The organism is Alkalicoccus daliensis, from assembly GCF_900103955.1.
GTDB classification, from domain to species: Bacteria; Bacillota; Bacilli; order Bacillales; family Salisediminibacteriaceae; genus Alkalicoccus; species Alkalicoccus daliensis.
The window spans coordinates 282,963-305,894 of sequence record NZ_FNIL01000003.1; the positions used below are offsets into that span (position 1 = coordinate 282,963).

The 22,932-nt window shown below is 41.0% G+C and carries 17 protein-coding genes; 2 read left to right on the forward strand and 15 right to left on the reverse strand.

Annotation, left to right across the window (positions count from 1 at the left end; translation table 11 throughout):
* Window positions 1-186: 186 nt before the first annotated feature.
* The 8 genes from BLP92_RS07880 to rlmD all read right to left on the reverse strand — a co-directional run bounded on the left by BLP92_RS07880 (window position 187) and on the right by rlmD (window position 12,738).
* Window positions 187-1,356, reverse strand: a complete 1,170-nt coding sequence (locus BLP92_RS07880; RefSeq protein ID WP_090842289.1) for a phospholipase D-like domain-containing protein — start codon at window positions 1,354-1,356, stop codon at window positions 187-189.
* A gap of 322 nt (window positions 1,357-1,678) precedes the next feature.
* Window positions 1,679-2,560 (reverse strand): PD-(D/E)XK motif protein, encoded by an 882-nt coding sequence (locus tag BLP92_RS07885; protein ID WP_090842291.1) that lies wholly within the window; start codon window positions 2,558-2,560, stop codon window positions 1,679-1,681.
* Window positions 2,557-3,975, reverse strand: coding sequence for a DNA cytosine methyltransferase (locus tag BLP92_RS07890; protein ID WP_090842293.1), 1,419 nt, complete (start codon window positions 3,973-3,975; stop codon window positions 2,557-2,559). The genes BLP92_RS07885 and BLP92_RS07890 overlap by 4 nt, the downstream gene beginning before the upstream one ends.
* The gene (locus BLP92_RS07895; protein WP_090842295.1) at window positions 3,923-4,618 is read right to left on the reverse strand and encodes a DUF6339 family protein; all 696 of its coding nucleotides are present in this window, start codon (window positions 4,616-4,618) and stop codon (window positions 3,923-3,925) included. Before BLP92_RS07895 ends, BLP92_RS07890 begins: the two co-directional genes overlap by 53 nt.
* Before the next feature lie 20 nt (window positions 4,619-4,638).
* Window positions 4,639-5,592 (reverse strand): hypothetical protein, encoded by a 954-nt coding sequence (locus BLP92_RS07900; protein ID WP_090842297.1) that lies wholly within the window; start codon window positions 5,590-5,592, stop codon window positions 4,639-4,641.
* Window positions 5,585-7,225 carry a hypothetical protein gene (locus BLP92_RS07905; protein WP_139148933.1) on the reverse strand — a complete coding sequence of 547 codons (1,641 nt, stop codon included), beginning with the start codon at window positions 7,223-7,225 and terminating at the stop codon, window positions 5,585-5,587. Before BLP92_RS07905 ends, BLP92_RS07900 begins: the two co-directional genes overlap by 8 nt.
* Window positions 7,226-7,668: 443 nt before the next feature.
* Complete coding sequence (locus tag BLP92_RS07910) at window positions 7,669-10,503, reverse strand: Z1 domain-containing protein (RefSeq protein ID WP_090842300.1); 2,835 nt, start codon at window positions 10,501-10,503, stop codon at window positions 7,669-7,671.
* 861 nt (window positions 10,504-11,364) lie between these two features.
* Window positions 11,365-12,738: a 23S rRNA (uracil(1939)-C(5))-methyltransferase RlmD gene (gene rlmD / locus BLP92_RS07915; protein ID WP_090842302.1), complete on the reverse strand. Its 1,374-nt coding sequence runs from the start codon at window positions 12,736-12,738 to the stop codon at window positions 11,365-11,367.
* Between the two features lie 116 nt (window positions 12,739-12,854).
* Between rlmD and BLP92_RS07920 the strand changes: the two genes are divergently transcribed.
* Entirely contained in the window at window positions 12,855-13,820 is a 966-nt protein-coding gene (locus BLP92_RS07920) for an SEC-C domain-containing protein (protein ID WP_090842304.1), read from the forward strand.
* 239 nt (window positions 13,821-14,059) lie between these two features.
* On the opposite strand, the gene BLP92_RS07925 is transcribed toward BLP92_RS07920, so the two are convergent.
* Window positions 14,060-14,716, reverse strand: coding sequence for a cell wall hydrolase (locus BLP92_RS07925; protein ID WP_090842306.1), 657 nt, complete (start codon window positions 14,714-14,716; stop codon window positions 14,060-14,062).
* Between the two features lie 618 nt (window positions 14,717-15,334).
* Here BLP92_RS07925 and BLP92_RS07930 point away from each other — a divergent pair.
* Window positions 15,335-15,661, forward strand: a complete 327-nt coding sequence (locus BLP92_RS07930; RefSeq protein ID WP_090842308.1) for a toprim domain-containing protein — start codon at window positions 15,335-15,337, stop codon at window positions 15,659-15,661.
* A gap of 32 nt (window positions 15,662-15,693) precedes the next feature.
* Here BLP92_RS07930 and BLP92_RS07935 read toward each other — a convergent pair whose 3' ends face one another.
* The 6 genes from BLP92_RS07935 to BLP92_RS07960 all read right to left on the reverse strand — a co-directional run bounded on the left by BLP92_RS07935 (window position 15,694) and on the right by BLP92_RS07960 (window position 22,502).
* Window positions 15,694-16,716: an AbrB family transcriptional regulator gene (locus BLP92_RS07935; RefSeq protein ID WP_090842310.1), complete on the reverse strand. Its 1,023-nt coding sequence runs from the start codon at window positions 16,714-16,716 to the stop codon at window positions 15,694-15,696.
* A 68-nt stretch (window positions 16,717-16,784) separates the two neighbouring features.
* The gene (locus tag BLP92_RS07940; protein WP_090842311.1) at window positions 16,785-18,272 is read right to left on the reverse strand and encodes a tripartite tricarboxylate transporter permease; all 1,488 of its coding nucleotides are present in this window, start codon (window positions 18,270-18,272) and stop codon (window positions 16,785-16,787) included.
* Between the two features lie 18 nt (window positions 18,273-18,290).
* The gene (locus BLP92_RS07945; protein ID WP_175444218.1) at window positions 18,291-18,785 is read right to left on the reverse strand and encodes a tripartite tricarboxylate transporter TctB family protein; all 495 of its coding nucleotides are present in this window, start codon (window positions 18,783-18,785) and stop codon (window positions 18,291-18,293) included.
* 88 nt (window positions 18,786-18,873) lie between these two features.
* Window positions 18,874-20,007, reverse strand: a complete 1,134-nt coding sequence (locus tag BLP92_RS07950; RefSeq protein ID WP_090842315.1) for a tripartite tricarboxylate transporter substrate binding protein — start codon at window positions 20,005-20,007, stop codon at window positions 18,874-18,876.
* Between the two features lie 127 nt (window positions 20,008-20,134).
* On the reverse strand, window positions 20,135-20,821 hold the full coding sequence (locus BLP92_RS07955; protein ID WP_090842317.1) for a response regulator: 687 nt from the start codon (window positions 20,819-20,821) through the stop codon (window positions 20,135-20,137).
* A gap of 28 nt (window positions 20,822-20,849) precedes the next feature.
* The gene (locus BLP92_RS07960; RefSeq protein ID WP_090842319.1) at window positions 20,850-22,502 is read right to left on the reverse strand and encodes an ATP-binding protein; all 1,653 of its coding nucleotides are present in this window, start codon (window positions 22,500-22,502) and stop codon (window positions 20,850-20,852) included.
* Window positions 22,503-22,932 lie beyond the last annotated feature (430 nt).

Consider the following 22,932-nt stretch of genomic DNA (forward strand, 5'->3'; position numbering starts at 1 on the left):
AGCTTTGAATTTCCGTTCTTGTCTCGTTAACTTTTGCCGCTTTCTATTTTTAACGTAAAGATTGCTCCCTCCGGAAATAGTTTGTTAAAGAGTCATTAAACAATAAATTTCGGGGGGAACTTTTTGTATAGTAATAGCTAGATGATTGAGTTAATTAAGCTAAATTTAAAATTCTAACAAATAAAATTACTTATACTCCTCTTCAAAATTCTCATACGAATTTATGGCAGCAAAATCTATACGATAATGAAATTGATTAATTTTAGAAACTATTACAGAATCAATTCCTATTGTTTCCAGCATATCATATGTTACTAATTCTCTTGGATTAACTTGAAGAACATGACGCAATAGCCAGTTTCCTAATTCTCTATTAGGATTTGACATTAGAGCCTTCCCATTTTCTTGACAAATTTTCGAAGTCAATTCTTTCCCATTTGGTAATTCTAGCTTGAAAGGTTTAGATTCATATGAAGTGTTGTTTCGCTTTGCGTCTTGGTAAGCTTTCAAATTATATGGGAAAAAGTCAGGAAAACTATTATGAATCCACTTAGGTATAGGTATATATATTTCATCTTGGTGTCTAGGTCTTCCTTTGGCATTCCATTGATTTAGACCTGCTCCTTGCTGGACTTCCTTTTTACTTGATTTGGTGGAGTATAAAGGAAGATAAATCTGCTCATAAGTTTCTTCCCTGCGCTCGCTCACTATGGTCTGGTCCGAACTTTGTAATATTAATTCATATGGGTCACTTAATATCGATACTTCAAATCTATTAATAGGAGTTTTGGTTATAAATCGCTTTGACAATGTACTTTTAGATTTGTCGAACTTATATTTATGAATCCCATCATGAAAATATATATTATTACCTTTATTAATTATCCCCCGGATATTATTAATATCTACTAAATCCATTCTCTCTTCATATATATTGAATCCCATCTCTTCACGTGTTACAAGGTGATATATCATTTCATCTAAATCGTGTGCTCTCATAGTAAATTTAATTCTTTCATTTCTTTGGCTGCTAATAGTCTTTACAATATCTCTTGAATCTTGTGATTGATAATCTGACGCTCCGCGATTGAATTCAGCAACTTTCTGTAAAGTGTTCCCGTTTTTATGTAAAAAAGTTTTAAGGCCAATACCTAAATTTTCAAAAGATGCATCTGCTGAAACGTCACCTCTTGAAAGATTTTCAGCACCAAACGCTTTACAAAATATATTTTCAGCAGCTCTATAGTATAAATAAGGTACAGGACTTTCACTGAACATATTAGATAATGACCCTACTAACCTTAGCAGTTCTATATATTCACTTTGATTTTCGTTAGGTTGACTATTAATGAACATATATGCACTCTCCTTGAATAGACATTTTGAAATATAATAAAAATTCACGAACAGCTAATTAATACATCAGGGGCCTTGATATAGTCAGTAGCTCGTTCTTGTTCTATTCCAATTATTAATTCCAACCTAAGGCAATTCATTATTCTCAATAAAAATAGAAGTTCAGGTACTGCCACTCAACACTACCTATTTCAGTATTCATTTAATTGTGATTTATAAAAGATATTCTGATATAAATTGGAACTAATTATTACTACAGGGGGTCTCCGCTTACTAAAGTGGCTTAGAAATAGAAGCTGATAATAAATATCGAAATAATAATTTAATTCTCAGAGATCTTAAATGGTTCATATGTAATTCCCGTTAAATCAATATCAAAAGAGATTTTAATTACATGAGGATCATTATACGATTGAATGAATTCCTGTAATTCTCTTCCAGGAAGTTCTTGATTCATATCATATTTCCTGTTCTCAATAAGTTCATAATTTATATTTCGGGTACTGCTTCCTTCTTGGAAACCAATTCTGTTCAGCTCCAAGTTAATAATATCTCTATCCATCCCAAGAACATGGAGTTTTTCCACCATACTATTTATTGATTCTCCCCGATTGGTCTTCTCAAATCTGCAGAAAATCAGATAATCCGGCTGCTCAAATTGAAATTGACTGTTGATAGTGATCCGCTGATCAAATCGTACTGTAGAAGATTTCACTTCATACGAATGCTCAGCTGTTTTTACATCAGTTGAAGAATATTCAGATGGCTCCCAAGTCACCTCTTTGTTCTGCTTCAGCAGATGCTCGACAACTTTCATTTCTCCTATCAGACTGTGAGGTGATTTGTTAACAACTGCATTCCCCATTAAATTTTTCCACTTTCCCCACCATTGAAAAGGCTCAGCAATTTCACCTGCTTTGCTCTGAATAAAATCTGCACATATTAAAGCAAATTCATTACGAAGAGAGTACACAGTAGAGCTTAGGACCAGCCACTGTCCATGTATATCTGCAAAAGGGAGATATGAAGTATGCAGGCGAATATTAGCATAACTTTCATTTACTACATCACCATTGTATCTTAATGCAGCTCCATAACTTCCATTGCCCAGTAAAAAAAGACAGGTATTTTGATCGTCCATAAACTGAGCTCTGTCGGTCTGAATATTTGCAAAGGTATTCTGAATTTTTTGAAGTAGACTCATTTTACCTGCTCCGCTTCTTTTTTATTATGGTTAAAGTTTTCACTATTGACCTTCTCATACCACGTTAGGATACTCTCGGCCAGAGATTTGGCCAGCAAAGGCGGTACGGCATTGCCAATCTGTTTAAAAGCTTCACTCATTCCACATTGAAAGAAAAAATCATCTGGAAAGGATTGCATTCTTGCAGCTTCCCTGACTGAAATGCCTCTTGCTTCCCATGGGTGAATATGACTGTATGTATCAGTCGACAAATGAGCTACCAGTGTGTGACAAGGTTTGGTACTGTCTATTTTTTTCCATTTATCTTTAAATTTCAAAGTACTATAAGGAGGTACTTTTTTACGTTTTTCTTTTTTATAGAGCTCTTTATCTCTAAGTTCATCAATTCCAAATGCACTACAGTAATCATTGAAAAGATTTACAGCTATAGCATGTGCATCTAAATAATTATCTCCTTCCTTCATCCGTTCAAAAATTGGGAAGTCTCTGGTAGTTTTTCTGAAGGCGTGTCCGTTCACTACATTTTGTTGCGCTTTTCTGCGCATCAGCTTCTGATATTCATTCTGAGCTTCTGAGCTATATGGAAAGTTCAGGTTCATAGGGTAAAATTCATATTTATCGGCTGAACTTTTTTTCAGTGTTGGCATATCTGATATAGCTTCTCCTGCTGTAATCCAGTAAGGGAGCTTTGAATTCTCAACGGAATTGGGTTCAAGAAAATAATCGTTTTCCATGAATTTTTTGATCCTTCGGGAACCCCTGCTTAACGTTCCTTCAGGGGGTTGATGTGTTGGAAAAGGAAGAATATCCTTCGTAACATTATATTTTCTGCTTGCAGTTACAAAAACTCTTTCTCTCAGCTGCGGTACCCCGAAATCTGCAGCATTTAGAATCGTCCACCGGGCTGAATAGCCGGATTTTTCTAAAATACGGCATACGGTTTCAGGAATATTGACCCCGCCGTAATTAACAGACTCAACTACATTTTCCATAACTGCAAGCTCAGCATTAAATTCCAGGACCTTATTTATAAATGCCTCATAAAGCATACCTCTTGAATCGTTGGTATGTGCTCTTTCCTCCCCCAATGATTTAAGTTTTCCTTTCCCAATGGAAGAGTACGCTTGGCAGGGCGGTCCACCAATTACCAGAAAAGGGTTACTTAAATCAAGCTCCGGGAGTAAGTCCTCTTTAGTGTGTGTCGCTACATCTCCTGAAATATGAGTTTTGTTTTCTCCATTTTTCCAGTGAAGGTTGTATGAAGCTGTTGTCGCTGCCTGCTCATTCATATCTATTCCTGCACTGATATATAAACCGGCCTGCTGAAATCCTAAGGAAAACCCACCACATCCGGAAAAAAGATCAATTGTTTGAAACCTTGATTTCTGTGAAGTATCGGAACAATTCTTCGACATACGCTTTCTCTCCTTCTGGAAACAAACCTGGTTCCAGTGTTTCTGTACGAGCTGTGTTTAATTTCATTAACCGTCTGAATAAAAGGATGTTGCGGCTTTTTAAACTTTTATCCAGACTACCGTAATGGCGCATGATTTCTCTTGTGACTTCCGGACGGTACCCCTGACTGCCAGCCCTTTCCACAAGCTGTGCTATTTCATCAGTAGTATTATCCTGCAGGGCAGACTCTGTATCTGCAGTATTTCCCTGCCAGGATAAATAGATATACCACCACAGAACTTTCAACCAGATTCTGCGTGGCTCCTTCCAGAAACGGGCCTCTGTCATTCCCCATCTGTCATAAACTACATCTGGAATTACCTTAATTGATAAATATCTCCAGAAATCATTATTGGAAGCAGTTCTAACATTAAACTGGTCGTATTTATAAAGGATATTAAAAAGTTCGAGACCAAATTTCATATCTATATAATAAAGCGATATTTTTTTATTTTCTACCATACTGATAATCCTATTATATGCAGCAGTGAGTTCATTTCTTAATGCTTGATTATCTATGTCAAAACCTTCTGAAGGAGGAGTATCATTCCAGGAATGAAATAATCTTTCCGCTTCTTGTTTATCTACTTTTTTAATTCTCATTTTTTCACCTCCAGTATTTGTTACATATTTGCCTCAAGATACTCTCTAATAGAAGTACTAAGCCTTTGGGGGTCCTGATACTCCCATCCGAAGGTATCAATAAAATAATAGACAGCTTCTCCAATGCTTCCAGGTGCATTGTTGTGATTTTGGATAAGTGATGTCCAGCACTCTGAACACTTGGTTCTATTTATGATAATTTCAAGTGCTGATCCCATAATTTCTATAAATACCGGTGAATTCCGCACATTTTTTCCATCATAAACATGTTTATAGTTTTTGTGAGCAGTATTGATACATAGCTTTACATTTTCTTCGTCAAAAGAGTCCTCCTGCGGATCAGTCCATGAGCATACTATCCACCATAAGGGTTTATCATTTTCTGCTACTTCAACTATAGGAAATATTGAACCGCTTCCCTCAATAACAACGTTAAATCTATTAATTGTTCCCAGAATTGTACCAGGAAGGTCGGCGAGCGCTTCTTCTTCTTCTGATAAAGCCTCCGCACTTTCTTTAACATAAATTACTATTTGAATACTAAGTTCTTTCTGCAGAAAACCTTCCGGAAACTTAAGTTCCAGTTCCGGCGTTAATGAGTTCCCGCCGTCTGTGAAGTTGCATATTTCTACAGCACCCCGATGATTGGAGCTTTTACAGGTCCAGATCGCACCCATTCCCAGAGTACTTCTTTTACGGGCTACTCCATCTGAACCGAACAAAAAGCTAGGCTGTGTAACTGTCATTTTCTGCCGGATAGTCAAATTATGCTTATCCGGTTCCCAAAAATCTTCGTGATCTTTTAAAAAAATGGTCTGGCTTGATTTGTTTCCATCCGGGTATTGAGCGCTCAGCTGATAAGTTTTATTTTTATAATAGCTGAAATTAACTTCTCCGAGCTGAACCCCCATCTTCACTAAAAGATCATCATCGATTTCCGGATAAAAACTTAACTGCACACTCATTTTATTCACCGACCTCATCCATATTAGAAATTGTAGCTTTCAGTGACCTTTCTGAGGACTGAAATTCAATTCTCCCGCTAATTATTGCAGCTGCTTCTACAGTCTTATGAAAAGATATCCCATATGGGACTTTAAATTTAGAGGTGTATATTAATTCTGGCTCAATTATTTCAACACCGTCAATTGCGCTCTTCTGACCCATAACATTGTGGACACTGATTGCATTATTTTTTGTTTCGATTTTTTCAATTTCCAGATTTGTAACTTTCAAAGGGAAAGGAGTCCCTATCTCCTTTTCATCTTCCCATTTCATTTCACTGATATTTCCAGTTTCAGAACTTACCAGCAGCTTTAAAGTTGCCTTTTCTACTTTACCCCCAATATTTAGTTGAAAAGGAATAATTGTCTTTCCTTTATCGTATTGAGCTTTCCCATTAATACTCAAACTGGACTTTTTACTCTTATCAGTTAACTTTGAATCGCTTTTTTTCTTTATTCTATTCCCATTTGAAGCAGCTTTACCAAACTGTTCAGGAGGAAGCAGAATAGAGGCGAGCGAACGGCCCATTCCTGTCTTTACTACTTCTGAGGGGCTCTGTTCTGATACTTTATAAAGGTCATTTATTTTTTTGCCGCTTTGATTTTTAATTTTTGCTACAATATGCGGATTAATGTCACCAAAAGTATGATCGTTCCAAGAAGTATGGTCTGCTTTTTCCCCAGCTCTCAAATATTCTTCCAAAGAGACAGAACCATATTCGTTTTTCAATAAATTTTTTGAATTTGGGACAAAGATTCCAATAATGTATTCATCACCGGTAGTTGGCTGGATATTGTTAACCCAGGAACCGGTAGCGTCGTAATTTATCAGCATGCCTGCCTGCCTAACAAATGTGATAACAGGCGGATTTAAATCACCTTCATTATAAATAACATCCGCCTGAGCATATGGAGCAGAATGATTATCAGGAGGATCCATTTTAAGATCCGCTTTTTTTAACTTACTGAAAACCATTTGCCCTGCTTCTCCAGACTTTTCAAAAATATTACGCAGGTGGATTTTTTCAACCTTTATTTTTTCTCGGTTGATAATAAGTGAGGGCATTTTATCCCCCGTATAAGACGATGCATTATATAGATCCTGGACAAGCTTAAATAAGGGAAGCATCTCTGTCCGGGAAATAACTTTGTTATTTATAGATACCTTCATCCATTTATTTAACTTATAATCTCTATTTTCGATTCTGGGAGCATACCATCTCTGTACTGCAACTTTCAGATACTCCTCAAGGCCGTTTAACCACCAATATCGTTCACCTTCATAACTGGCTTTTGCAGTTTGCATTAATTCCTCTTCGCTTACAAAAGGCAGAATTACAGCTGTGCCTGTTTCCTCCCCTTTAAAGGGGATTACATTCATATCTTTAAGAATTTCAAGCACTTCAGCCTCGTTGGTAACTGGAACAGTCTGATTTTCTTTACGCAGCTCCCCCCACCAGGCAATTCCGCGCTTAGGTCCTTTAGATTCAGGCTCTAGAAGTGTATTTTCTTCTTTTTCATTCTCAACTAAACATGCAGCAAGCCGGCTCTGAAAACTACCGTCTGAAAGTTTAATTCTAGTATAATATACTACCAGTCCCATACCTGCGCGGAAATAGATAGTCTTCCCAAGACCCCAGGAACCTCCGGCTCCCTCTTTCTCCTGAGGCTTACTTATCTCATAAATCAGAGTAAGCAGGTTTCCGTATTTATCACCTTCTACCTCATCGATATGAAGAGGCCCTTCCAGACCTGTCGTATTTTTATCTTTTATAACGAGACTTTGGTTCTCACCGCCTCCATAACGCTGCACCAGCTGTTTATCGATCCCATGAAAATGACGGCTCATTTGATCTGTTCGAAATTTCCTGATATTAAAGGTAATGTCCAAGTATTCTTTATCCTCCAGTACAGCATCTGAACTGTTCTGAATCGATTCTCTAACCAGCAGATCCAGAGTTGGAAGTTCATCATTTTGTATCAATCTGAGAAGAGAGCTTCCACTCTGCGACATTCTTTCCGGTTTAGCTATCTCTATATCCATTATCAACTGTCTCCAATCTGCTCCTGCGGTATATTAATAGTTAATGCACCTGTTCCCCATCCGTCTTCACTTTCCAACTCTGGAATCATTAGGGCCAAACCAATAATGTCTTCTTTTGCCTTCAGATCTCTTCTTAAATCAGCGTCTTCTATGGTTCCATCATTGGTACGGGCTGTAGAATCCTGATCAATACAGTAGATAATGAGAAGTGGTGTTCTACCAAGGTCCGCATCACGACGGGTTTTCATAACTGCTTCCTGTTTAGTGCTCGGCGTACTCTTTCTCAATTCCTCTTTCTGTTCAGAAGAAAGACCTGGATGATCGATATCAACATCTGCATAAAGGTCTGAAGGAGCTCTCAGAACTCCGATATTTATAGTATCTTCTTCTGTGGAGGAAGCTTTACGCGTACGTGTTACTTTCCCTACTTTTTTCCCGTTGGAAAGGCTCCATATGTCTTCTGTCCCACTGTCCGCTTTCTTTCCTGAGACGATAATATTCCATGGTCCTATTTTTTCATTATCAGTCATATACTGAACCCACTCTAACATCTGTGGCATCTCATGATCATTAAAAACTCTTGCCCGCTCGTGGAATGACATCTTTTTAAACAAATTTTCTTTAATTGTTTCAAAGGGAATACCCTTCCATATATATTTTGTTTTATAAGCCTCAGGTTCTTCTAGTTTGTTCAGAAAGATTTCTGCCGTGGACTTATTTTGCTTCAGCACATTCTTATCATTATCAAACAGAATTGTCTGAGGCCTAACACCACCAAAATCCATTTTCACATGCATGGCTGACTGCTGACGGTTCGCCGCTGTAATTCGAAGCCATGATACACCAGGGGAGTTTTTGACTTTTGGTCCATATTCTGAAGGGTCTACGAGAGACCGGGAATATAATGAAAGTGTTTCTCTCAATTCGTATTCCAGTGTGGCCAAAAATTCAAATTTGCTCTGCAGATCTTGGCCCATCCAAATCCGTGGATACAGTTCATATCGAAGACGGTACCCAAACCACCTGCCCATCTGCATTAATGTATCTGCCTGCTTGGAGTTACGATGAAAAAAAGTACTTATTAAGCCTTCCATAGTTAATCCCCTGGATAAAGTTGTTCCTCCGACCACTATAAAAGCCGGGGGGAAATCGAGTGTTTCTAATTTTTCTTGGGAAGGATAGGCAAGTCTTACATGCATTCCTTCATCATTGATCCCATTATTTGAACAATTGTCTATGCACAAATGTAGGTGTTCGTGATAATCAAGGTCTCCGTACCCGTCCAGCGGTATTGAAGTAATATCTTTAACCAGCTTTTTTATATTAGGAATAAAAAGGTCAAAGTCCTGAAATTGATATATTTTATCTTGATCTCCCGAATAATCTTTGTAGGATTTCTGAAAATGTCTTAAGTTAAATTTATGAGTTTCTTTTTCCCAAACCGCTCGGCATTCTCTGATTATTTCTTCGGTAGAGGTGTTTAACAAATAGTTTTTTATAGCCTCTGCTACAGCGGTATGATGGCGCTGATTTTGGCTTGTATGTACCATCATTGTCAATGGCTTCTTATACCCATGAAGTTTTAAAGAGCTGTGAGCACCCAAAAACCAGCATAGGCTCTCTTTGAGTGAAACAGGCAGTTTGATGGAACCTTGGTGCAGTGCTTCAATCTCCTCCTGATCACCGTCATATATATTTCTAACAATATTCATCCCTTGAAACTCTTCCACGCCCTCGATGCCAAATATTTCTTTAGGACCGAAATAAGTGTTTGTTGTACTCAGTGCTTTAACAAAATCTCTTGGATAAAGAGCCTCTTCTCCAAATTCATTTAAGAAATTTGCATAAGGTGTAGCGGTGTAACTTACGTAATTCACAGCTTCGGGAGTTTTATTCATCACTTTATTCTGTTTATCTTTACTGTTAACTAGGTTTACAATCAACCGGTTAATGGCTTTTCGTTCAATTTCATTATTCTCATTTGTATCATGAACGTCTGCAGTATTAATACTGCCTTGATCTGCTTCATCATCTATAATTAATATCTTCATCTGCTGATATTTAGCAGTATTTTCTTGAAGAGCATCCAATAAGTCCTCAAGTCTTTTTCGGTTTTTTAGACATACGTATAAATGCGCATTTTTCACTTCACGAAAATGCATTTCGGATATCCCTTGTCCGATGGGAGCATTCTTTTTAACATTTTCCAGCGATATCCAGTTAATGTTCCCTGGGTGATTCAAATCGCTGATCAACCTTTCTTGCGTTTGTTTTCGCAGATTTTCTACAAGTCCTGAAAGCACAATGAACATATTCCACCCGTGATCAGCCGCCATTGCCATAAGTCCTGCCATGTTAGCAGTTTTTCCTGATTGAACATTCCCTACAACCATCCCTTGAACAGGTCTTCTATTCCTAGTATCTGTGCTGAGACGTCTCAATACGCTGAGACTTGCCTGTTCAATTTTAGTGACCGCTATCTCTGGAAGTCCTTTACTCTCAAGTTCTTCCCTATAAAGTTGCCATGATGTTCTAGGATCTTCAGGAACTACAGCAGTGTTATTGTCATAATCTCCAGTAAGCATGGCCCCTTGGTTTCTATGTTCTGAGGCGATAGTTAGTTCCTCGATTTCCTTTACTCCTGCTACTAGGTCAAACCATTTTTCTGTATTCATATTAGGCCAATGATTTAAATCCTGTTGCTGGCTGATAAATTCTTCGAGCCCTTTCATGTCATTTCTTTTAGCGTATGTAATGCTAGCCCAGTCTCGTCCTCTTTGACGTTCTTCTTTAATCCATCCTCTGGGCTTATCGTAGATAACTTCAAATGTACTCATAATCTGCACTCCTTATATTATCTTTTCTTATCTTTTTAGTCCTATATCATTGGTACCTATATTATAACAAAAAATGTACCTCCTAAAATGTTTATAAGGAATTCTATATGTGAATATTAATTAAAAAGGAGTTCCAATGAATAATCTTACTGCAGAAAATCGGTGAAAAAACATAAGGCTATTAAATTAGGATCGCAGATTAAAAATTTTATTTTAAAAGAATTGTATAGAAAAGGACTCCGTTACCAACGTAATTTATGCTCTCTTTACGGTTCACCAAACTTTGCAATTTAAAATTAAAATGGTTAATTTTGCAGATTCATGCTTTTGACACCAATGTCCTCAATATGGGTATATGTTTGAAACGAATCACGATTTCTAGCAGAAGTCACTGCATAGTTATGTTCAATAGGCACATGAAGTAAACAACTTTCATATTAAAGAAGACTAGCATTAATTAAGGCTTTGAAAACACGAATTTAAACAGGATTTTCACAAGGCCAGCGATAAAATAGAGAAATTTGTCCTTCAATATAAGAATAATACCTTTAGTAAATAGTTTGAAAGCTGTAAAAATTCACCATGGTAAATTAATGATATCTTATAAAGATATATAGTATTAATGTAACTGAAGTTGCATTATTTTTAAGAAAATTTGTGATTCTTAAGATAATTAATAAGATTGATAAATCGTCTAATAATACAAAAAATAATAACTTACGGCTGACCAGTCCTTATACCTTGTTAGAGGAAAATAAGAAGAATATAGCAAGAATAGTTACATACTATTAGCAATTTTCTATTCTCGTTTTGGTCAATTTCGTAAGTTATTATTAAGTTTAATGGATTACAATTTTGGGGTTAGTATACTTTCTCCAGCCGCACCACACATTCCACATGCGTCGTCTGAGGAAACATATCCACCGGCTGCACTTCCTTCGTTGCATACCCTTTTTCACCTAAGATCTTCAAGTCCCTTGCCAGTGTTGCCGGGTTGCACGATACATACACAATCCGCTCCGGCTGCATTTCCACCATCGTATTGAGCAGCGACTCGTCACAGCCTTTTCTCGGCGGGTCTACTACAATCACGTCTGCTTCAATCCCCTGCGCTTTCCACCATGGCATCACATTTTCTGCTTCTCCGACGAAAAACTCTGCATTGTCGAGATGATTCAGCTTTGCGTTTTCCTTGGCGTCCGTAACTGCTTCCGGTACCACCTCTACGCCGTACACCTGCTTTGCCTGTTTCGCAAGAAACAGACTGATCGTACCGATTCCACAGTAGGCGTCAATCACGTTTTCTTTGCCGGTCAGCTGGGCGTACTCGAGTGCTTTGCTGTACAGAACTTTCGTCTGGGCCGGGTTTACCTGGTAGAACGACCTCGGCGAAATCGCAAAGCGGATGTTATCGATCTCATCGTAGATTACGTCTTCTCCCCAGAGCGTGGTTGTTTTATCTCCAAAGATCACGTTCGTACGCTTCGGGTTCACGTTGTGTGCAAGCGAAGCAAGGTTCGGAAATGCTTCTCTGAGCTCGCGGATGAGGTGTTTTTTGTTGGGAATCGAATCATTTTTCGTTATCAGCACGATCATCAGCTGATCGGTTGTTTTTGCATGGCGGATGACGACGTGGCGCAGCTGTCCTTTATGCGTTTTGTCGTCATAAGCGCGGATCCCGTAGTCTTCCGCAAGCTTCTTCACGAGGTTCATTGCCTTGTCTGCATCCTGCCCCTGGATCAGGCACACATCGGTATCGACAATCTCATGGCTCCGCTCTGCGTAAAAGCCGGCTTCGATTTTGCCATTCCGCTCTCCGAAAGGAATCTGGGATTTGTTGCGGTAGCGCCACGGGTCTTCCATCCCGAGCGTTTTGTGTACGGGAATGTCTGTGAGCCCGCCGATTCTTGCGAGTGTTTCTTTTACGAGCTTCTGCTTGTGCGCAAGCTGGCCTTCGTAGCTCAGGTGCTGGAGCTGGCAGCCGCCGCAGCGGTTAAATACCGGGCAGGGCGGATTCGTGCGTTCGGTGCTTTCTTTCTCTATATGAACGAGCCGGCCGAAGCCGAAGTTTTTCTTTGTGTTAATGACTTTAATTGCGGCAGTTTCGCCTGGGAGCGCCTGCTTCACGAAAATCGGGTAGCCGTCCACCTTGGCAACCCCTGCCCCATCGTGGGTTAAATCCTCAAATGTCACGTGGATTTCTTCATTTTTCTGTACGGGTATCTGTTTACTCATATACGTCTATCCTTTCCTCTCTGGCTTTGTTGATTGTACCATATTCTGTAGTGGGAAAATACGATGCGAACTGGTATGATTAACGTGGTACGAGCAATTTTAAAGAGGTGGAAAACATGGCAGCATTAAAACGGAATGATCCGTGTCCCTGCGGCAGCGGCAAAAAATATAAAAAGTGCTGTCTGAAAAAGCTGGAAACAAAATCCCGCTTTGATCAGGCAGAGCTTCGCGCATTTAACGAGCTGCTCCCAAGGATCTTTGACTACAGCAAACAATATGATGAAGTTTTAAAACCCGCCTATGAGGCAAAAATAGCATCGTTTGAGACCCTTTCCGTCCCGGACGCCCGGGCATTTTCCCAGCTTCTGTTCCACTGGATGCTGTTCAACTGGAAAGGCGGAGAGAAGCAGGCGATTCTGGATGACTATCTGGAGGAACACCGTGATAATTACACAAAGAATTTCGCAGAGTTTCTTGATAACTGGAAAGGGATTGAACCGCGCTTATTTTACGTCGTGCATTCCGACAGTGACTACCTTGCTTTAAAGGATATGTGGTCGGAAAAATCGCAGACGATCCAGAAGACCCCGGTCGCAGATACGATCGGCGCGGAGCAGTATGTGATCGGCTACTTATATCATACCCCGGACGGACCTGCGCTCGGCAGTGACGCGATTGAGCTTCCTCCGAAGCTTGGGGAAGCGTTCCAGAAAGCGTGCAAAACAGCTTCCGTGAAAAAGCAGAAGCATTTCACGAAGCACTTTGACCAGGTGCTGCAGCTGCTTGCCGTCTTAATCGAGCATGGCGCTGCACTCAAGCAGGAAAAGGAATACGAGGAGATTCTGGAAAAACTGGATCTTGATTCGAAAAATTCCCACGCGGCAGCGGCAGTAGTGCTGAGAAAATTCCTTGCTGCAAACGAACCGCGGATTACGAAAACCGAAGCGTTCGCTGCAACACTCGAATACTGGGCAGGCCAGACGCTTTCTCACGAAGAGCCCCGCTCCCAGCGCGGACTCGCGAAAAAGTACGGCGTATCCCCAAGCACGATTGCAGCAAAGTACAAACAGCTGACAGCATAGCTGGAATTACGAGAGGACTGATGACGACATTCGTTATCGGTTCTCTTTTTGTTTCCGCAGCAGGCGCTTTTTACACCCTGCACTCCCTCCTGCTGCCCCTGCCATATCGTTCATCATTGTATTTTTCATCAAAAAAACAGCCTGCAAAAGAGGAACAGCTCCCCGCTTTTTACAGACTGTCGAAACATTCCTTATGTAATGAGAAAAAGAGAGGAAAAACTCCTCTCTTCTCTGACATATTACTGTTTAAATGTGTGCTGGCCGATCACTGTTTCTGTCGCAAGCGTATCGAGCCATCTGTTTGTTGCGATGTGTGGATTGTAGAAGAACAGGGCATTTCCTGCATAGGAACTTCCGCCAAGTGCTTCTTCTACTGCCTGTGCAGATTGACTTGTTGCTGCATTATTGATGGAACCGTTTCTGACAGGATCGAACTGTCCCGGCTGATGAATCACAGCGCTGACAGAGTTAGGAAACTCTCCTGCTTCCACGCGGTTCAGTACAACTTCTGCCACTGCTACTTTTCCGCTGTAAGGCTCTCCCTGTGCTTCTGCAGTAACAAGGCGTTCAAGCATTGCCTGTTCAGAAGCAGTGATGTCCACGCTGGAAGAAGTATCTGCAGCGCTGCTGCTTTCTGAGGAAGTATCAGTTTCATTACTGCTGCTTTCGCTGCTTCCGCTGTTACCATCCGTATTGATCTGCTCGCCGATGCTGATCACTGCAGGATCATTTATCTGTGGGTTAAGTGCGACAAGCTCATCGAGTGACATATTGTTCTGGCTTGCAATATTATACATTGTATCTCCGCTCTTTACCGTATGCGCTGAAACACTTGTAGCAAATAACATAGAAGCACCGATCGTTAATGCAGTAACTCCCGTTAGTAATTTTTTCATAATGTGAAACACTCCTAGCTGAAAAATATTTGAAGAACATCTGAACGGCGGGCTTTTCTTAAATACTGAGCCGCGTTCGCTGTGACCTGTTCTTCATTCCAACGCACAGTCTGTCACAGGTGAAGAATCCATGTCAAACTGCTTTCGATAATATGCGGTGTGTTCTTACATATTGAAAAACTTCTGTAACATTCACTTATTTTCTATAAATCAAGTGAACTATGTTTAGGAATTTTCACTTCTCCTGCCATCTCAAAAAACTGCAAAGCCTGTATTACAGGAGACGCAGCTGCCGGGGGAATTTAGTATCCGGCCGATTCTCTTTTCTTTTCTGGCCAGAAAGGATGCGAAAATCCTGGAATTCTTTGGGACACACCGAATTTTTTGCGTAAAGTTCTCTCCCGTGAATGGCAGGCATGACAAAATGCTGCAGTACACTCACAGCAGGCACTTTCGCAGCTTCTGCAAGATTCTTTGCAGGATTCTTTGCCCCTGATTGTTACAGCGAAGTTAAAAACACATTTCAAGCAGAAAAAATGGTTTATTAACCTGATTTTCAGCAGATAATAGTTTACTTTTTCTTTGGAAAAGGCAGATAAATGACAGGAGGGAAATCATATGATAGAAAAAGTGATCATCGTAGAAGGGAAAAATGACCGTGCCCGCATGCGGCAGGTGCTCGATGAACCGGTGGAAATCATCTGCACACACGGGACGCTCAGTGTGGAAAAGCTGGAGCGGTTTATTTATCCGGTGGAGGATCTGGATGTGTTCATTCTTGTCGACGAGGATGATGCCGGCATAAAACTGCGCAGACAATTAATGCACGAGCTTCCAAATGCCGTCCACCTGTACATTGAAAAAGAATTCCGCCAGGTGGAAACGACACCGCTGCATTACCTGCAGGATCTGCTCGGAGAGTATTTTGCGGTAAAAAATTATTAAAAGAAGCAGCTTTGCCTTTCTGCACAGAAAAGCTAATCACTTTTTTCAATCATTTTAATGATGAAAGGCAGTGACAGGAAAATAGCAATCACTCTTAAAATCTGCAGGCTTGCGACCAGGGTCGGTGCCAGTCCTAGTGCAAACGCAGTCGCAGACATCTCGGCCGCTCCTGCAGGCACGATACTCAGCAGGCTGACCACATAGGAGGCGCCGGAAAGCACGTGAAACACATACGCCAGCAGAAACCCGAGCACCAGAAACAGAAAAATAATACGTGCGCTGATAAAACCAACCTGCTTTAACCGCAAAAAGGTTTTCCGGTCAAAACGGACGCCTACCATGACCCCGATCAGCGCCTGGCCGATTCCTCCTATATAGCTCGGCACTTCCTCGATATCAAATACAAATTCCCCGAGAAAGAATCCGAGCAGGATCGCATATAAAAGTGCCCCGGCCGGAATCTTCCATCTGCTGTTTAAAAAAGAGGCAGCTGCAATGACCAGAACAAAAATCACAAAATGCTCGACGGTAAATATGCTGCTTTCCTCCGGCAGCTCAAATGTGTCTCCGGGAGACCATACTCCGGCAATTAAAGGAATGAGCAGTACAAAAAAGGTGATTCTCGCGGTATGAAAAGCGGCTACAATCCGGCTGTCGGCACCGTAGTCTCCGCTCACGCTGATAATCTCTGAAGCTCCGCCGGGAATGCAGCAGAACAATGCCGTGCGTTTATCAAGCATCGGCGCCCTCTTAAACAGGAGCCAGCCGAGACAAAAGCTGCCTGCAAACGTCAGCAGAAGGCTGATAAATAACGGAACAAAATAAGTGCCCAGGACACCGAACAGCTCCCGTTCCATTAAGATGCCGATATTCGCCCCGACGAGCGTTAAGGCAAGCTTGAAGGGTACTCCGTCATACGTTACGTCCGACCGGGAGAGCCCGTACAAAATACCAAACAATAGCGCGCCGAGCAGCCATCCCGCCGGTATATTTATATAATCAAACATAAACCCTGCAGTCAGCCCGAAGATCAATACGGTGAAAGCCCGGATCATATGTATCGACTCCGTTCTTTAAGTGAAATCCGTTTCGTTACGTTTTAAAAGATTTTCTGCTCACAGCGCTATTTTTTCTTTACCCACTTTATCAATCTGATGAATAAAGGAAGCAGTAAAGAAACAGCTGCTAATATTAACAGAGTGAAAGAAATCGGCTTATCAATAAAGATCATCCAGTCCCCCTGGGAAATCTGCAGAGAACGCCTCATATTTTCCTCCATAATCGCTCCGAGAATCATTGCTAAAATAAGCGGAGCGGCTGGAAACCCGTACATTCTCATTGCAAAACCAATTAAACCAAATATCAGTACAAGCATCAAATCAAATGGATTAAAACTCAATCCATATACCCCAATCATACAGAAAACAACGATAAGGGATAACAGCATGGCCCGCGGTGTATTAAGAATTTTTGATATGAGCGGAATAAGAGGGAGATTTAAAAGCAATAAAATAATATTGCCGATATACATACTCGCTACTACGCCCCAGAATACATCAGGTCTGTCTTCGAGCATTAATGGTCCCGGGGTAACCCCCATCACCAGCAGTGCGCCCAGCAGAACAGCGGTAGTACCTGATCCCGGCACCCCCAGAGTCAGCAGCGGCACGAAGGAACCGCCACTCGCTGCGTTGTTTGCAGCTTCCGGAGCTGCCACTCCTTTGATATTTCCTTTTCCAAAAGTGTCTCCGTCTTTCGCGATTCTTTTCTCCATAGAGTATCCAAGAAAAGATCCAATGGTTGCGCCCGCCCCTGGCAGCACGCCTGTAAAAAAGCCCAAGACAGAACTCCGGCCGATCGGCGGTGCAATGGCTCTTACTTCCTGGCGTGTAAGTTTAAGCGATCCCAGCGGATTTTGTTTAGAAGCACCTGTTCTGTTCTTAAGGAGAACAAATACTTCTCCCAGGGCAAAGATTCCCAAAGCCACTATCAGGAAATCTACCCCGTCCAGCAGGTTGATGTTTCCAAATGTATACCTTGCCGTACCTGTCTGCAGATCCATTCCCATTAAAGAAACCATCACGCCAAAAACGGCCGCAATCAAACCTTTGATAAGAGATTTTTCAGATAAGCTGACGACGGCTGTTAAACCGAATACCATCAGAGCAAAATACTCTGCAGGCCCAAAAGTAACTGCTACGCGCCCAAGCAGAGGAGCAATTAACATTAAGCCTATGACACTGACAGTTCCGCCGATAAAGGAAGCATATGCAGCAATTGCCAGCGCTTTTCCGGCCTTTCCTTGCTTTGATAATGGGTAGCCATCAAAAGAAGTGGCCACTGTCCCCGCTACCCCTGGAGCGTTTAACAGAATAGAAGAGGTGGAGCCTCCAAAAATTGCTCCATAATAAACCCCTGCCATTAAAATGATCCCTATTGCAGGATCCATTCCATAGGTTACGGGGATCATCAACGCTAATGCACTGATGGGCCCGAGTCCCGGAAGCATCCCAATCACGGTTCCTGCCAACACTCCAATAAACACGAACATAAGAGCTTCCGGCTGAAGCGCCACTTCAAATCCATATAATAAATTTTCCCAAGCATTCATCGTTGCATCACCTCTTCTCTAAGCTGGGAGCAGACCAGGAGGCAGATAAACCCCAAGTCCCCTTGTAAGCAGCACATAAAAACCAATACTGACAAATAAAGCTACAATTAAATTAGATACATAATGTTTATAACCGTAAAAACGAGTCATTCCAAAGATAAAAATGAACGTAGTTAATACGAAACCTGCTCTCTCCAACAGAAAAATATAAGCGCCGATAGCTATAGCAGTTACTACAATCTGTGTATTGGAACGAGCCCAGAAAGGAAGACTTTTTTCTTCTTTTTCCTGCTCGCTTTCTTCTTTTTCATTTGCTGCATCTTTTTCGAAGAAAAGCCCAATAGATAAGAGCATCATGAAGCTTCCTAATATTTTAGGAAATAAGTCCGAATCAACGGGACGGGGAAGAGCATAATCAGGTATTTGAAAAGCAAGAAATAAATAAAAGCAGGAAAATAAAAATAATATGATAGAGATTGTTTGATTTGGCTTCAGCTTTGATACGTGGTTCACCTGGTTCACCTCCTATATGTATTAACGAAAGAAAAGGATCGCTGAAAGAAATATTCAAGCATCCTTTTCTTTCATTTTTCTGCTTAAATTAATCAATCAATCCCACTTCGGATAGTACATTTTCAAAAAGATCAAACTGATCATCCAGGAATTCTTCAAATTCTTCACTTGACTGATAGTTATCAATCCATCCTAATTCCTCTGTCTGTTCCTGCCAGGATTCTGTTTCAAGCATTTCTGCATACATTTCTTCATAGTATGCTACTGCTTCTTCCGGCATGTTCGGCGGCCCCATTATTCCTCTCCAAATATCAAACGTATAGTCAATGCCCTGATCAATAAAGGTCTGTCCGCCTGCTTCTTCCAGAGACTCAATTGGCTCTTCCGAAGAATAAGCGATTGGCCGGAGCTCTCCTGAATCGACTTGTCCCGTAGATTCACCAACTCCTGTAACTACTACATCCACATGTCCCCCGAGAAGGTTTGTCATAGCTTCTCCGCCGCCGGAGAACGGAACATAGTTAACTCCACTGGCATCTAATCCATATTCTGCTGCAGCCCCGGCGATGGAAATGTGGTCCATGCTGCCGGCAGCTGACCCGCCACCGATAGAGATAGAACCTGGATCCTCTTCAATTGCTTCAAATACATCGTTAATGGATTCAAATTCAGAATCAGGCTGCACAAGCACGATGGAATAATCAGTAATTAAATTCGCCACTGGTGTAAAATCTGTATGATCATATTCAGATGTTTCTGTTAAAGGAACCAATATAATAGGAGGACTCGCAGCGAATAACGGCTGTGCTTCCCCATCATGTGAAGCTACTTCCGCCCATCCGATAGCGCCCCCGCTTCCTGGAATGTTTTGAGGAGCGAAATTAACAGGAGCCAGTTCTTCTTCATCGATGACCCGCGCAGTCGTTCGAATAAGTGTATCCCATCCGCCCCCTGCATCTGCTGGAGCAATATACTCTACATCATTTTCCGGTTCCCACTCACCAGCTGCCTGAGAATCGTTATTCTCTCCATTTTCTTCATTCCCATTATTCTCCATGTTTTCGCTTTCCTCATTCGTGTTCTCTTCTGTGTTTCCGGCAGTTGCCTCTGTCTCATTGCTGTTATTCGGTTCTTCCGGCGGATCTCCACATGCAGAAAGCATAAGTAAAGTAGCTGCTGAAATTCCTGCTGTCCTTGTAAAGCGCTTACATTTTTGATTCATAAAAAAACCTCCCTGAATTTATCTTTTGATGTTTTCGTCTTCACATCATAATAGATAATTCAGAGAGGAATAAATATTGTCTGCATAATTTGTATATTGTTCATATTGTTCACGACAAAACAAAAAATTATTGGAAAAAATATCTTCTTTCCGGCCGGCCTACTTCGCCATAAATTAATTCCGCTTTTGCTTCCCCTGCTGTAACAGCAAATTCCAAATATCGACGGGCAGTAGAACGGCTTGTTCCTGTACTGTCTGCACAGGACACAGCCGTCACCCCCTCTGAAAGATGCTCTTTTAAACATTGGTGCACCTTTTCCAGCGTGATCGGGTCTATTCCTTTGGGAAGCTCTTTAAATACTTTGGAAGGAGCAGGCGCGGCTTCACCGCTGCGTAACTCGTCTAATTCTTTTTGAGAAATACTTTCTTTCTGAGACAGTGCCTGTCTTTCTCTGTGAAATCGATGAAGCATGCTGTGCACTCTTTCTTTTTTAACAGGTTTCATTATGTAGTCGAAAATACCTGCGCGTAATGCTTCCTGGATAGTGGATGTTTCTTTTGCTGCGGTTATCATAATAATCTGTATGGAAGGATAATTTTTTCTGAAAAACCAAAGCAGCTCCAGCCCTGTCACGTCCGGTATATAAATATCAAGTAAAATTATATCCGGCAGCGTGGAAGATGCAATAAAAGATTTTGCTTCCTCTCCACTTTTCGCTATGTGCACTGGTTCAAAGCCGGGCATTTCCGAGACAAAAGCTTTGTTAATTTCGGCTATATGAAAATCATCTTCTACAATAAGCACTTGATACATGGCTGCACTTTCCTTTCGTTTAAGGTTTTTATTCAGATTCGTCTTTAGGGAGGATAATAACGAAACGCGTCCCCTTGCTGCTTGTTTCTTCAATAAAAATATCACCGTTTAAATTTTGTACAGCTTCCATCACTAAAGCTAATCCTACTCCACGATGCTTGGATGAGGACTTCGTTGAATATCCGCGCTCGAAAACCTTTTGCATGATTTTTTCATCAATTCCAGGCCCATTATCTTCCACTTCAAAAACAATCTCCCTGCCGATGTCTGTAAATGAAATAGAAACTGAAGGAATGCCTGATTGATGTAGGCTCGCCGCTTCCACGCCATTTTCTATAATATTTCCTAAAATGGTTACTATATTTTCTTGCTGCCGTTTATTCAACTCTACCGTTAACTGGCTGAACTTGTCGATAGACATATATACTCCTAATTCACTGGCCCGGTTAAGTTTTCCGAGCAGCACCCCGCTTACCATCGTATCAGAAACATTCTCTACTAAAAATCGCACCCAATCCTGCTGGTTCTTCGTTTCCTGATCAATGAACTCCACTACCTCTTCCACTTTATCCAGCTGCAGAAGACCTGAAATAGTTGAAAGTTTGTTTGAAAACTCATGTGTCTGCGCACGGAGCCCTTCTGTATACTGCTGCACTTTTGACAGTTCCTTTGACAGTTCACGAATTTCTGTGCGATTTCTAAAAGTGGAAACAGCCCCGTTTATATCTCCATTACTGAAAATAGGCACTCTGTTAACTATGTAAAGTTCATCGCCAATCCAAAGCTCGCTGTTAAAATCAGGCTTTCCCGTCTTTATTACTTCCAGTAGGCCTGATTGCGGAAGCACGTCCAAGAGCAGCTTTCCTGTATATTGATAATCTTCTTCCTTTTCCGAAGTCAGATAACTTCTTGCTGTCTGGTTTATCATCGTAATGTTTCCATCCTTGTCGATAGCAATCATTCCTTCATGAATCGACTGAAGAACAGCCTGGTTTGTATCAAACAAATGACCAATTTCTTCCGGTTCCAGCCCATGGATCGATCGTTTCACATGCACGGAAATTAAAAAGGCTCCTATTACTCCTATGCCTAAAATAGAAGCAGTAATTACCCAGGTATCGGATAAAAACTCTGCTACACTAAGTTCCACATCTTCTTCTAAAAATCCTACAGAGACTACGCCGATAATTTCTCCATTTTCGCTGAACACTGGTGTTTTCCCGCGGATGGAAGGACCCAGGGAGCCTACTGCTGTGGAAACATATGATTCTCCATGAATCAGAGCCCTGTCATTATCCTCTCCCACCATAGGTTTCCCTAAACGGTCCGGAAGCGGATGGGAATATCGTATTTCATCTCTATTTCCTACCACTATAAATTCTGCTCCAATCTCTTTGCGAATCCCATCTGCCAGTGGTTGAATTGTTTCGGCCGGGTTTTCGTCTTCGAACGCATCTCTAAGTGCAGGTATGGAAGCGACGCTTAGTGCAGCGCTCAGGGCCTGCTGGCCGGTGTGATCCCAAACCTGATTTGAGTACTGCTGATTAAAATAAAAACCCAGAGAAAGGATTAGCAGAGTTACAAGCATCACTACTAGTAAAGTGATCTTTTTCAATAGGCTGAGCCTGAAAAATAAAAATTTATTTTTGTTTCGTTTTGGCCCTTGTGCATCCAAGTTCATTCTTTCACCTTTCTTTCTTTAAAATCTTTATTATGAGACTGCCAAAACTATTAAAACGCTTTCAACGTAAGTGAATATCAATTACAGAAACTTATAATTTCATGTAAATGCAGGTTTTAAAGAATATGGTTATGAACTGATTAGTAATAACGATTTTAAAAATAAGGTATGAACATACGAGGGAAAATATGAAATTTCAATTATAAGCTCTGATCCTGCAAGGTTTCTTCTTTCCGTAATGAACCAGATCATATGTCGCGTTCCCGCTCTATTAGTAAAGTTTAATACACGAATCTTGAATTGAACAGGACAGACTTTTTTACTCTGCCGCTAAAGTATCCGGGGAGTTATAAAGTGAAAAATACGAATCGTTTCCTGATGCTGATTTGAAAAGAAGCCGTGGGCGTATCTTTCTTATTAACACCGGTAA